The organism is Sorangium sp. So ce448, assembly GCF_051520915.1.
Lineage (GTDB): Bacteria > Myxococcota_A > Polyangia > Polyangiales > Polyangiaceae > Sorangium > Sorangium cellulosum_B.
Genome location: NZ_CP150343.1, coordinates 12,302,036 through 12,314,461, shown reverse-complemented (window position 1 = coordinate 12,314,461; position 12,426 = coordinate 12,302,036). Strand labels below are relative to the sequence as shown.

Annotated in this window: 10 protein-coding genes; 5 read left to right on the top strand and 5 right to left on the bottom strand. The window is 69.6% G+C overall.

All coding sequences use genetic code 11. The features are described from left to right. Nucleotides 1-329 precede the first annotated feature (329 nt). On the bottom strand, nt 330-896 hold the full coding sequence (locus tag WMF45_RS46315; protein WP_437713208.1) for a YaeQ family protein: 567 nt from the start codon (nt 894-896) through the stop codon (nt 330-332). Nucleotides 897-898: 2 nt separating this feature from the next. On the opposite strand from WMF45_RS46315, the gene WMF45_RS46310 reads away from it, so the two are divergent. Then, nucleotides 899-1,030 carry a hypothetical protein gene (locus WMF45_RS46310; protein WP_437713207.1) on the top strand — a complete coding sequence of 44 codons (132 nt, stop codon included), beginning with the start codon at nt 899-901 and terminating at the stop codon, nt 1,028-1,030. 168 nt (nt 1,031-1,198) lie between these two features. Further along, complete coding sequence (locus tag WMF45_RS46305) at nt 1,199-1,828, top strand: hypothetical protein (protein WP_437713206.1); 630 nt, start codon at nt 1,199-1,201, stop codon at nt 1,826-1,828. Nucleotides 1,829-2,025: 197 nt separating this feature from the next. Here WMF45_RS46305 and WMF45_RS46300 read toward each other — a convergent pair whose 3' ends face one another. Further along, nucleotides 2,026-2,862, bottom strand: coding sequence for a dienelactone hydrolase family protein (locus tag WMF45_RS46300; protein ID WP_437713205.1), 837 nt, complete (start codon nt 2,860-2,862; stop codon nt 2,026-2,028). A gap of 403 nt (nt 2,863-3,265) precedes the next feature. Between WMF45_RS46300 and WMF45_RS46295 the strand changes: the two genes are divergently transcribed. From WMF45_RS46295 to WMF45_RS46285, 3 genes are all read left to right on the top strand, one after another. After that, nucleotides 3,266-5,011, top strand: coding sequence for a CotH kinase family protein (locus WMF45_RS46295; protein WP_437713204.1), 1,746 nt, complete (start codon nt 3,266-3,268; stop codon nt 5,009-5,011). 95 nt (nt 5,012-5,106) lie between these two features. Continuing rightward, nucleotides 5,107-5,670: a deaminase gene (locus WMF45_RS46290; RefSeq protein WP_437713203.1), complete on the top strand. Its 564-nt coding sequence runs from the start codon at nt 5,107-5,109 to the stop codon at nt 5,668-5,670. A gap of 67 nt (nt 5,671-5,737) precedes the next feature. Then, nucleotides 5,738-6,571 carry a phosphodiester glycosidase family protein gene (locus WMF45_RS46285; RefSeq protein ID WP_437713202.1) on the top strand — a complete coding sequence of 278 codons (834 nt, stop codon included), beginning with the start codon at nt 5,738-5,740 and terminating at the stop codon, nt 6,569-6,571. Nucleotides 6,572-6,642: 71 nt separating this feature from the next. On the opposite strand, the gene WMF45_RS46280 is transcribed toward WMF45_RS46285, so the two are convergent. The 3 genes from WMF45_RS46280 to WMF45_RS46270 form a co-directional block, all read right to left on the bottom strand. Continuing rightward, nucleotides 6,643-7,170: an RDD family protein gene (locus WMF45_RS46280; RefSeq protein ID WP_437713201.1), complete on the bottom strand. Its 528-nt coding sequence runs from the start codon at nt 7,168-7,170 to the stop codon at nt 6,643-6,645. Between the two features lie 121 nt (nt 7,171-7,291). Then, the gene (locus WMF45_RS46275; RefSeq protein ID WP_437713200.1) at nt 7,292-10,462 is read right to left on the bottom strand and encodes a hypothetical protein; all 3,171 of its coding nucleotides are present in this window, start codon (nt 10,460-10,462) and stop codon (nt 7,292-7,294) included. After that, the gene (locus tag WMF45_RS46270; protein WP_437713199.1) at nt 10,420-10,992 is read right to left on the bottom strand and encodes a transposase; all 573 of its coding nucleotides are present in this window, start codon (nt 10,990-10,992) and stop codon (nt 10,420-10,422) included. Before WMF45_RS46270 ends, WMF45_RS46275 begins: the two co-directional genes overlap by 43 nt. Nucleotides 10,993-12,426 lie beyond the last annotated feature (1,434 nt).

Sequence of the window (12,426 nt, the reverse complement as noted above, 5' to 3'; positions counted from 1 at the left end):
TGGAGGGCATTCAGGGGGCGTGCTGCATGAAATGCCTGTCGCCGTCCTGTTGGACGCCGGCCCGCGTGTCGGGCGTGCACCGGGCGCCAGGAAGGCATGGCAATGCTCGTGCCCGCCGGTCCTGCACGCGCGGCCATGTCTTTCGGCCGGCTTCTCTCGCGAGGGCGGGCGTGAGGTGGCGCGATGTCACGGTGCGACGGCCCGATGTCACGGGACAGTGTCACATGACAGTCACGGGACACGAGCCGGCCCGCCGCTCTCCGCCCCCGGCTGGCCTCGACGAGCCGAGCGCTCCGGAGGTCAGAGCCTGGCCTCTCGTCTCGACGCGATCACGGCTCTTCGAGCCGCGAGCGGACGACCTCGCCGTCGAGCGTGCTGCCGTCGGCCTCGATATAGAGGTGATCGCCCACGATCGTGACCGCCCATTGGCGCCGCAAACCCGTGTTCTCCGCGAGCGCGGCGACGAGGCGGTGGTCGACGGTGGAGAGCGAGATCGCGCCGGTGACCTTGCTCGCGCGCGAGGCGGCCTCGCGCGCGCCGGACACGAGCTCGTCGCGCCGGCGCACGTCCGAAAAGAGCGCGTGGACGGCCACGCCCGGGTTGTGCTGCACGACTCTCTTGAGCTTCTCGAACGGCGCCGCGCCGCACTCGATCCAGGTGAGGAGGCGGCCCGTGGGATCGCGCGTCCAGAGGTCCGCCCCCTCGGCGTCGGCGAGCCCTGGGCCGAAGGCGAGGCCCTCCTCGTGAAAGAGGCAATACGCGAGCACCCGCAGCATGACGTGCTCGGCGCTCTCCGAGGGGTGGCGGGCGACGATCACCCGCTCGCTCGCCTCACGGCCGCGATCGACGTGCGAGAGGTCGATGCGGAAGTCCATTCTCGTCGAGGGGAGTGCCATCGATGCTCCCGCTAGCCTCGATGCGCCGCGCCGTCGTCGCCGAACGCGGCTTCGGGCAGCGCCGCTGCCTCTTCGTGTTGCTCTCGCCGCAGGCGCGCATCGAGCACGACAACCCCTGTATTCAACATCGATGACCTCCGGAGCGCGCCGCTGTTCACATCGCGCAGGACCGTGCTCCAGGCCGGGTACCACGCGAACGAGGGAGAGCCTATCTGGAACGTGCCTCACGGTCACGTGCTTCGCGTGGGTCTCCCTCGCACGGCTTCGCGATCGTCGGCCGGCGATGGTATAGGGCCTTGTCCATGATCTCCCGCCGCGCCGTGATCGCCGCAGCCGGGCTGTTTTCCGCCGGCGCGCTCGCCCCGGGCCTGGCCCGCGCGGCGGGGCGCGTGCCCGCGCCCCTCCCGGCGTTTCCCCTCTCGATCGCGGTGACCGAGGAGGAGGCGGGGAAGCCGGTGCGCGACGACGCCTGGATCGACGCGCAGATCGCCGAGGCGGTCCGGCTGTTCGAGCCCGCCGGTGTGGCCCTGCGCAAGGTCTGCTCGCGCGCGCTCGCCCCGCGGTTTTCGCGGATCGAGACGCGTGAGGACCGGGACGCCCTCGCCTCGGCGATCGAGGCGCGCCGGATCAACGTGATGGTGGTCGCGTCGCTGCGGGACATCGACGATCCCCGGCGCTTCCGGATGGGCGTGCACTGGCGGCGCCGGGCGACGCCGGAGCGGCGCTTCGTCCTCCTCGCGGCGAACGCGCGGCCCACCGTGCTCGCACACGAGCTCGGGCACTTCTTCGGGCTCGGGCACAGCGGCGTCGACGACAACGTGATGAGCTACGCGCGCACCGGAGCGCCCGTCTCCTTCGACGCGGCGCAGATCGCGAAGATCCGGTCCGCCGCGCGCGGGTACGCGTCGAGCAAGGCGTTCGAGCCCGCCTAGCACTACTGCGGGAGGTTGCCCCGGATCGGCAGAAAAACCGCCAAGACGCGGAGGCCGCCAAGAGGAGAGGGCAACGTCCGCCGCGACATCTTTCCCTCCTATTTCACCGGTTTCTTGGCGTCCTTGGCGTCTTGGCGGTTCGTTCCCCAGCCCGACTTCCCGCAGTAGTGCTAGGAGCGGACGCGCCGGACGACGCGCTACCCGGCCAGCAGCTTGTCGCGAAAGAGCTGAAGGACCCGGTCGAGCGCGGCGCGCGTCGGCTCGCCAGGAGCGTCGATGAGCGCGCCGGTCAGCACCGAATGATGCTTCTTGAGGGGCCCCTCGGGATGCCCGTCGGCTTGCTCCAGCTCCACGGCGACGAACCCTTCCCCGAGGCGCTCGCGGAGGAGCTGAAACCGCTCCGCCGGCACCAGGGGATCGCCCTTGAAGCGCAGCCCGATCACCCGGAGGCCCTCCCGGTCGCAGCGCTGCGCCACCGCGTCGAGGGTCGCGTCGTCACAGTCGATGGTCCGCCGCCGGTCCCTCGTGAGCGCGAACGGGAGCGACGGCTGCGACATCACCGGCGCCAGCACCCGGGCGTCCGCCGCCATCGCGAGCGCGAATCCGCCGGTGAAGCACATCCCCACGACGCCCACGCCCGGCCCGCCGCAGCGCCGGTGCTCCACCTCGGCGAGGGCCCGGAGCCAGTCGACGACCGGCGACGAACGCCCCGTCGCGAACACGGTGAACTCCCTGCTGATACAGGCCCTGGCCATCGACGAGAGGGCGTAAAGCGCGCCCGTGACGGCCGGTCTCAGCGGGTCGCGTCCAGCGGTGCCGAAGAGGCTGGGCAGCACGGCCGTGCAGCCAAGCGCCACGACCCGGTCGGCGAACCCGAGCACATGGGGAGAGATCCCGGGCATCTCGGTCAACACGAGGACGGCGGGGCCCTTCCCTTTCCGAACCACGTCGTGCGCGACGCCGTCGTGCGCGAAGCGCTCGCGCTGGAAGGTGGCGAGATCGCCCTCCGGCGCCCTGGGTTTGCTCGGTGCCATCACGGCGAACTGCATCACACCACGTGCGCGCGGTAAAGCCCCTCTCCAGCCGCGCTCAGGTCCGTCCGCGTCCGAACGCGCATGAAGGAGCCATGGATACGACGTCGCGATACGGAAGAGGTGGTGCAGGCGGCTCGGGGCGACGAGGCGCGCACCTCGTCGAGCGCGTCGATCGCGGCGGCGGCGGCGGCGGCGTCGTCGAACGTTTCGTGTCGGGACGCGGGAGGCCGAGGCGTGGCGCGGGGTCGGGCGTCGGTTGGCGCCGATGTTGCAAACATACCTACTCATCGCGAACCATCCGACACATACAGGAAGGCCTGGATTTCGGCTCGATTCGAAGAGGATGCGAGATTCATCACGCGCTCGTTCGAATTCACGAGCGACCCGAGTAAGCTGTGCGGGAATGTTCTACGTATCGAAGCTCGCAGCGCTGCGGATCGCGGGGGTGTTCGTGCTGGCCTCGCTCGGGGGCTGCTCGAGCGAGGCAAGCAAGGCGAGCGGGGCGAGCGAGGGGAGCGGGGCAAGCGGAGCGAGCGAGGGGAGCGGGGCGAGCGGAGCGAGCGGTGGCGCGCAACCACCTGGCCCGAAGTCGTTGGCCGTCGTGTTCACGCCGAAGGGAGGCACCTTCCAGGCCTCCGAGCCCGTGGAGCTCACGGTCGAGGACGAGCGCGCCGCGGTGCACTTCACGACCGATGGCTCGCTGCCCACCGCGAGCTCGCCGGTCTATGTCGAGCCGCTCGTGCTCACCACCTCCACGCGGGTGCGCGCCCTCGCCGTCGTCCCTCACGCCGCGCCTTCCGGGGCGGGAGGCAGCGGGGGGGCGGGCAGCGACGGGGCCGACCTCCTCGGGCCGATCGCGAGCGAGGCGTATTTCAAGGTCGCCGCCGATACCGCGGAGTTCATCTCGGAGCTGCCGATCGTCGTGATCCACACCTTCGAGTCGAGGCGGCTCGACCCGCTCGAAACCGAGTTCGTCCCGGCCACGTTCATGCTGCTCGAGCCCAGAGATGGGCAAACCAAGCTCCTGGGCCGCGCGAGCTTCGATGGCCGTATCGGCATCCACGTGCGCGGCGCGACGTCCCGCGATTTTCCGAAGAAGCAATACGCCGTCGAATTTCGTGACGACGCTCTGGACACGGATCTCGACCGGGAGTTCCTGGGGATGCCGGCGGACTCCGACTGGGTGCTCAGCGATCCGGTGAGCTTCGATCGCACGCTCATCCGCAACGCGCTCGCCTTCGAGATGAGCAACCGCATCGGCCGGTACGCGCCGCGCACGCGCTTCGTCGAGGTGTTCCTCGTCGACTCGGGGGCCGACGTGGCCGAGAAGAGCTTCCTCGGGTTCTACACGGCGATCGAGAAGATCAAGCGCGGTCAGGATCGTGTCCCGGTGGCCAAGCTCTCGGCCGACGATCTCACGGAGCCGGACGTGACCGGCGGCTTCCTCCTGCGCATCGACAAGGGCGACAATGACTTCAAGGCCGCCGGCGAGGAGCTCCAGTTCGTGTACCCCGATCCGGAGGACATGCTGAAGCCCGCGCGAGAGCCGCAGTTCGACTTCATTCGCGGTTACATCGACGACTTCGGCCAGGCCGTCGACGCGGATGACTTCAAGCAGCCCGGCAGCGGCAAGCACTATTCGAGCTTCATCGATCAAGACGCCTTCATCGACCACAACATCATCAGCGCCCTGACGAAGAACGTCGATGCGCTGCGGATCAGCACGTACTTCTTCAAGGATCGACAGGGCCTCCTCTCGGCCGGTCCCGTGTGGGACTTCGACCGGAGCCTCGGGACGCCCTACGATGAACGCGCGTTCGAGCCGGAGGAGTGGAAGCTCGAGGGCTCCGACGGGACCGACTACTTCACGGAGGGCTGGTGGGGGTCGCTGTTCCGCGATCCGGCGTTCCAGGCGCGGTACAAGGCACGTTTTTTGGCGCTGCTCCAGGGCGAGCTCGCGCCCGACGAGCTCGACGCCATGGTGGACGGCCTGGTGCGCAAGGTGGGAGCTCCGGCCGTGGAGAGGAACTTCGCGCGCTGGCAGGATTCCCCGCCTCTCAATGGGTCGCACGACGAAGAGATCAGCCTGCTCAAGGACTTTCTCCGCAGGCGGGCCAGCTGGATCCACGACGAGCTCATGACGTGGTGAACGTGCGTCTCATGAGCGCGGCCCAGGCGACGTAGCGCGACGCTGCGAACAACGCTCCGTCGAGCAGCCGCCCGGTGTGCAAGATTGAGATCAGGATGAGCAACGATTTTGAGAAATGGATGCGCCTGGCGATCGAGGAGGCCGAACGGGCGCGCGGAGGAACGGGCGACAACCCCTGGGTCGGCTGCGCGATCGTGAGCGCCGCCGGGGAGCTCCTCGGCAGCGGGCATACCCTGGGGCCGGGTGAAGATCACGCGGAGATCGCCGCGGCGCGCGCGGCGCACGCGCGCGGGCTCAGCGTTGTCGGAGCGACGCTCTATTCGACCCTCGAGCCCTGCTCGTTCCACGGCCGCACGCCGGCGTGCTCGCGCTCGATCGTCGAGCGCGGCGTGGCCCGCGTCGTGATCGGGATGAACGACCCGAACCCGCGCGTCGACGGTGAAGGCGTTCGCATCCTGCGCGAAGGGGGCGTCGAGGTCGTGGAGGGCGTATGCGAAGCGGAGGTCCGCCGGCAGCTCGGGGGCTGGGTGCTCGATCACCATCCTCACGAGCCGCTGCGGCGCGCGCTGACCTTGCCGGCATCCGATCGCGTCCCGCGGCTCGCGGAGATCTACGGCGTCGATCCGTCGCGAATCGAGGAGCTGCTCGCGAAGCCTTAGGGATCGCACAGAGATCGAGCAGAGCAGGGTCGTGACGCTCCGCGCTTCCTCAAAGGCGCTTCTGTCGATGGCGGGGCTCGCGCTCCTCGGCGCCGCTGCGCTCGCGTCGCGGCGCCCCGCGCCGAGCGCGCCCGCTCTCCCGGGGGCGAGCGTGCTCGCTCCAGCTGCGCCAAGCGCGCCCGCTCCTCCGGAGCCCCCGCCGCCCGCTCCCGCGACGCTTCCCCCCGCGGAGGGCCCGGCGGCCGGCGCCCCCGTCCAGCCCGAGGTGATGACCGTCGAGGGAGAGGACTACCGCGTCCATGTCTTCGCGTTCCGCCTCGCGAACGCCCATTTCGAGGTCGTCGACGTCGCGATGTCGCGCGACGTCGCGGGGGTGCTCGAACGCACCCGCGCGTCGTTCGTCATCAACGGTGGCTTCTTCGATCGACAGAGGAGACCCGAGGGGCTCGTCGTTGTCGATGGCCGGGAGCTCGCGCCGCTCGCGCCCTCGCTCGGGGGCGGCGTGCTGGTGGTCTCCGGCGGCCGCGCCGCCCTGCACGACGCCGCCGGGTTCGTCCTTTCGCCCGGCGCTCACCTCGCGGTGCAGGGGCTGCCGCGGCTGGTGCTCTCCGGCAGCCGGAACGTGCGCAGCGACGGCGGCCCGCGGGCGGAGCGCACGGCGCTGTGCGTGCTCGACAGGGGGCGGCGCATGGAGGCCATCGTCGCGCGCGGGGACCGTGCGCAGAGCGGGCCCACGCTGGGGCTGCTCGCCGACATGCTGGTGGCGCGCGGCTGCGAGCAGGCCCTCAACCTGGACGGCGGCCCCTCGACCGGCGTGGCGTGGCGCGAGGGCGGCGGCGCGCGCGAGATGGCGCCGCGGGGGCCGATCCGGCACGCGATCGCGGTGCGGCTGGATCCCTGACAGGGGAATCGCAGGAGGAGCGCGGCTCGCAGCGGCTGCGCGCCCGCCGCTCGCGCGTATGCCGCTCGGGCCTACTTGCTTTGGTCCAGCTTCACGACGCGGGTGCCCGCGATGTGATCATGCACGCAGCGCCGATCCTTGCGAAAGATGAACAGCACGTTGACGAGGCCGAGGACGCCGCCCACGTACGGTATCTGAGCCACTACCGACGCCGGCAGGAGCCGTCGCAAGACGATCGTGCCGAAGGCCGCGGGCTTGCCGTCGCTGGCGTTGACGATCTGTATGTTCATCGCCTTCTTGCCGATGGTCTGCGCGCTGCGGGCGAGGAACGTGCCGTGCACTACCAGGGTGATCGCGAACCCCCCCAGCGCCCACAACAACGACTGCGGAAACGGCGGCGCGGAGATCTTCGGAAAGTCGCGATAGACACCGCCCAAATACTGCAGCGGGACGAAGATGATGAGGGCCAGAACCGCGTCGATCATCGCCGCCCAGAAGCGCGACATGCGCGACGCGCTGCCATCGTCGGCCCGCTCCGAGTCAGTCGTCGGCTCGAGCGCGGTCGGCGGTTGATAGGGGTTGGGAGCGGATTGGGCCATGGCTCATGCAACGCCGATCGCCGCCGCGCGTCAATTGGCAACCGGGGTTGCGTCCGTCACTGGCAACGAAACGCAACCCCCGTCCCGCAGACCACGCCGACGCCGGCCGCGCGAATCGAAGCTAGGTGTCCGCCAGCAGCAAGCGCTCGGCGGCGTCAGCGTGCATCGCGCGGACGGCGTCGAGCCGAGCGCGCCATGCGGGGCTGTCGCGGAGCTGCTTCTCGACCTGCAGCGAGAACTCGGCGGCCGACAGCGCGGCCGCCAGGCCGCCATGCTGGATGAGCCAATCGATCAGGGAGGCGGCGAGCCCGGGGTCCTTCAGCTTGCCGGTGGAGGGGCTCCGGCGCGCGGGCTGTTCGTCTACAAGGGCCAGATACTCCGACCATAGCTCCTTGTCGAACCTGACCTCGACGAGATCGACGTCGAGGATCTCCTTCAGCGAGGCGGCGGCGATGAGGCGCAGGCCTGCAGCCTTCTGAGCCAGGCCGAGCGCGATCCGGAACGCCCGTGGCCTGGGCGCGAGCCGCGCCAGCCGGGCCGCGGCCCAGGTCCGACCGCCGCTCGCCGCTGCGACGAGCCGGGCCAGCGCCGCCTGCCAGTGGGGTAATCCGGCGTCGTCGGGAAGGCGGCTCAAGGACTCGACAGCCTGGACCAGGACGCGGCCGGAGGTGCGCGCCTCGGCGAGGAGCCTGGCCGCCAGACCGAGCCCCTCGGAGCACAGGTCATGCTGGGCAATGCAGACGCCCGCTGCCGTGGAAGCGATGCGCTCGTCGCCGCATTCGACCAGCGCCTCGGCCAGGGCCACGAAGCCGCGAGCCACCGCGGGTCGCGCCTGCGACTCGTTCGGGAACAGGAGCCTCGACCCGGGGTTGAGCAGCGACCACGTATCCGGCACCGTCGTGATGCCGTGGATCAGCACCTGTCGGACGTCGGCCTGATCGACGAAGCGCAGCAACCCCGCGAGGATGTCCGGCCGGATGCTGGGGTGCAGGTCCTCGGACCGCCACGCCTCCATCAGGAGGTCACGAGCCTCCACGGTCGCGGCGGCCGAGACCCTGCCGGCGGCGTTCTTGCGGTTGACCACCGCGCAGTCCTTCGACAGCAGCAGCTCACGGTACGGCGCCAGATCGAACGGACCGGGCATGCGCTCGGACAGCACGTTGAGGGCGCTCATCGCCGCGCGACCCACAACGCCGGATCTTCGCGCGCGCTCCAGGAACAGCCGTCGGAGCTCGGCGGTCGGCGGAGCGATCCGGGCGCACCGCGCCAGGATCGCGGCGGCGACCGGCCCGGCCGCTCCCGGCAGCAGCTCGAGCAGCAGCGGCGCGTCCTCGACGCGGCCGATGGCCTTGACGCGCCTCGAGAGATCGAGGCCGGCGTCCCGCGCCACGCGCAGGAGATGCTGCGTGAAGCGCCTGCGCTGGGAGGGCGTCCACCGCCCGGGGGCCGTTCGTGAGATCGCCGCCACCAGATCGGTCTTGTGGGGATCGGTGGTGTCGTCCCGATCGAGCAGCGCGTCGACCAGGGCAGTCTCCTTCAAGCTGATCTCCGGGACGTGCCCCATCACCTCGTCCAGCGGCCCGTTGCATGTGACGGGCTTGCGCGGAGGCCGCGGCGTCTTCGGTGTTCTCCCGAGGAGCAGGTCCACGATGAGCCGCTCCGCCTCGGGCTCGTAGCGACCGACCGCCACCGGTCCCAGCATGGGTGTGGTGCCGTCGAGGCGCACGCCCTCGTAGGCCGCATGGAGCTGGGCGGCGAGACCTTCGGCGATGCGCAGCGGGCTCGGCAGGTACTCCATGGACGGCGGCTTGTGTCCAGGCGCCGGCGCCTTGTCGGCCCGCCAGCGCACCCGGGGATCCAGGCGAATTTGAACCAGGAGCCCGAGCAGCTGCGCCGCGCGCGGGATGCTGTCCCGGAGGATCGCTTCGCCGATGGCCTTGTGCACGGCCCGCTCGGCCTGGGCCAACGTGGTTGTGTTCGAATCGCGCGACTGCACGGTGGTGAGCAGAGCGTCCCTGTAGGTCTGCACGGGGATCTCCGAGACCTGACGATCGGACAGCAGGGCCAGCTCCGCCATGACCAGATGGCGGCTGGAGCCGTGCCATGCCGGCTCCACCTCGGCGAGGACGGACGCGCAGGTCGCCGGGTCGGCGCCGCGGCGGAGCGAACGCACCAGCGCAACCATCCGCGCCGCGCGCTCGCCCCGGTCCGTGGCCACGCCCAGCGCCGCGTGCTCGGATCGAAGCTGGGCAAGGTCGAGGTGCTTCTCGAGGGCCTGGAGCCGCTTGCGCCGCGTGTCCGGATCGACGGGAGGGCTCAGGGCCGCCGCCGTGAGCCGCGTGACGCTCGCCGGTGGCATCGTGGCCAGCCGCGTATCCATGCCACGACGGGGCGACCATGCCGCCTTCGCGGCCTGTTCCAGCTCGGCGCCAAGGAGACGTTCGCGCTCGGTCAGGGGCAGGAAGCGGAAGAGCGGATCGGCCGAGGCGTCGAGGGGCTTGCACCGGTTCCGGAGCTCCAGCACATCCTCGGCCGGCAGCGTCGAGATCGGCGGCGATCCGGAGGGAGGCGGACCGCTCGAGAGAAAGACAGTCCAGTCGTTCCGGCGCAAGACATCGAGCAGCTCGGCCGGGCAAGCCATCACCAGGGCGTGGATCGCGCTCGCATGCAAGGCATCCCGCCGCACGAGCAGCGCCAGGGCCTCCCTGGGATATCGGGAGCAGAACAGCGTGCCCTCGTCCGCCGTGATCTTGCGCCTCGTCGCCAGCGCCACCCGAAGGGCCCGCTCCGGCGCGCGCGCCAAGAGCTCGCGCCACGCGGCCTCGTGCTCGGCGGCGTGACGTTCCAGCGTGTCGAGATCGCATGTCGCGAAGAGGCGTGTCGCGAGCCCCGCACCATGCCTGGCGATGACCAGGGGAATGACCGCCGTCGCCTGGGCGACGAGACGGTGCCTTTGCATGATCATGACCACCCCGCGGGCCTCGCGGCGATTCCCCTCGCGCAGCACCTGGAGCAACGCTTCGTCCGACACCGGCACCCGGCGCGCCGAGGAGAGCGCGGCCCGACGCATCGTGGGGTCGCGCAGCGCCTCCTCGATGCGCGCCACGTCCCGGCGATAGGTCGCCAGGTCCAGCGCCAGCCGCCGCTCGTCGCCATCGCCCCCATCCAGCGCAGCCATGACCCGATCGGCCGTGGCCTGATCCCAGCCGCGGGCGAGCAGGGCAAGCGCCCGCCCCCGCTTCGCGAAGCTCAGGCTTCCGAGCCGACGGACCTCCGAGAGCGGTTCCACCATGCGCCGAGTCTAGACGAACGCGACGACCACGTGTGGGGCGTCGCGGCTCCCGCTGATGCTCGTGCAGGCGACGCAGGCGCGGGCGACGTGGGCGCGGGTGCAGCGGGCCGAGGCACGTGGCCCGGGCACGGTTCAGGCTCCGCGGCGCGAGCCAGCGGTTTGGGCGTCACAAGAGAGCGCAACGACGAGCGAGGCGCGAACACGCCATGGTCCCTGACAAGCGGGATCTCCGGCGGAGGAATACAAGCCGCGTGCCGGGCCATGAACTCCATTGCACACGTGACGCGGTGAGTGCGTCCCCGCCGAGGTGTCTTCAGCAAGTACACGATGCGTCCATCGGGCAGGAGCTCGATTCGAGCGAAGGCCGGGCGGGTGCAGTGCCGCACGAGCCTCTCGCGCCCCTGATCGTCATCCGCTGCGATGCGCTCTTCGTAATGCGATCGAACGGGGGTGGTCTGCCCCCGGGTTTGTCTGGCGGCGCCCTGGGGTCCCCTGGTAACGTGACCGCAATTGCGGCGGCGTGACGTCAACAGCGCCGCAGCGCATGAGGAGAGGCGATGGCGGCGCGGGCGCGACGTTGGCAGCGTGAAATCGTGGCTGTTTGGTGTGCGAGCACGCTCGGTGTCGCGTCCGGCGGATGCGGATCGTCGACCGGATACATATGCCCCTGCCCTGCCACCGCGCCGATCGTCGGCTACGAGGGCTACGCGTATTTCGCCGCAGGTTGCGCGCCGAGGGGCGCGGAGGCGCCGGAGAGCCCCGACGAGCCCGCGACGGCGGGGAGCTTCGCGATCGGCGCCCGGGCGTGTACCGGCAACGCGTTCCCTCCGTGCGCGGATCCGGGCATGACCTGCATGCCGGAACCGCTGATCGGTGACGCCGCGCCGCTGAGGGGTTTCTCGTCTTGACGCGACGCTCCTACCGGAAGAACGGCAGGCTCAGTCGGGGCAGGGGACTTTCTCACGGAAGGGAAAAACAACGGAGAGGAAGACGTCAACACCGCGTCGGAAGCGCTGATGGCAGGATGCACGTCGAAGGACTGTTATGACATGTTCGAAGACTGCGAAGACATCGGCGGGAGGTGCATTGTTGGATTTCCTGGGTGCGATGTCCACGGCAGCAGCCCGTGCAAGTCTTGCTTTGCTGCCTGCCTCGAGGACAGACCCTACCCACCGCAGTGCAACTGTAGACAATGCGGGTTCCGCTGATGAGTAGCTCGCTTGGGGGCGCGATTTATGTCGCAATCGGCAGAATCGCCCAGTCAGAGCTAGAAAAGATTGCGTCTCCGGTAGTGGTCGAGGACGATTGTCTCCTTCTTGGTCCGTCGAGCGCAGATCTGAAGCGTCATCGCGTCATGCGGACTCGATATTGGGGAGTTCAGCCATCTGCAAAGCTAAACAAATGCATCGCCCATGCCGATGGCAGACCGATTTGCGTAGCACTGCCACCCACGATCCACGGCCTGCTGAGCTTCTCCAGGATCTGCGCGTCCGCGGCCGAGCGACAACGACAAGTGTACACGATGGCCCTTCAGCACGACGCGATCGTTGCAATGCCACAGGGGCTCGATCCATCGCAAGTAATGTATATCGATGTAGCGGACGCGCTGCAGCGACGGCCGCTCATGACTCGGAGCTCAGAGCTGGAGATTGCTCTCGTCGCCGCACTGTGGAAGCTATGGTGCCGCCGTTCTCCTGTTGCGATATCGCGATTTCTTGCGACTGGTGGCGCACTCCATCCACTACTGGCAAATCTTGGCCGCTATCATGCAGGACACTTCCCGCGACAGACTGGCCGCGGCCTCTTGCTGTCGCGCTTTGACGAGCTTCTCTTGCGTCAACTCTCCGGCGATTGGATCAAGCCGGTCAAGGTGTTCTCTGGCGGAATGAGGGCGCAGTCCGGTCTACACGCTTGGCTCTCACACGTCGGGGATCTCTACGTGTCCGAGCGACTGTTGGCCTGGT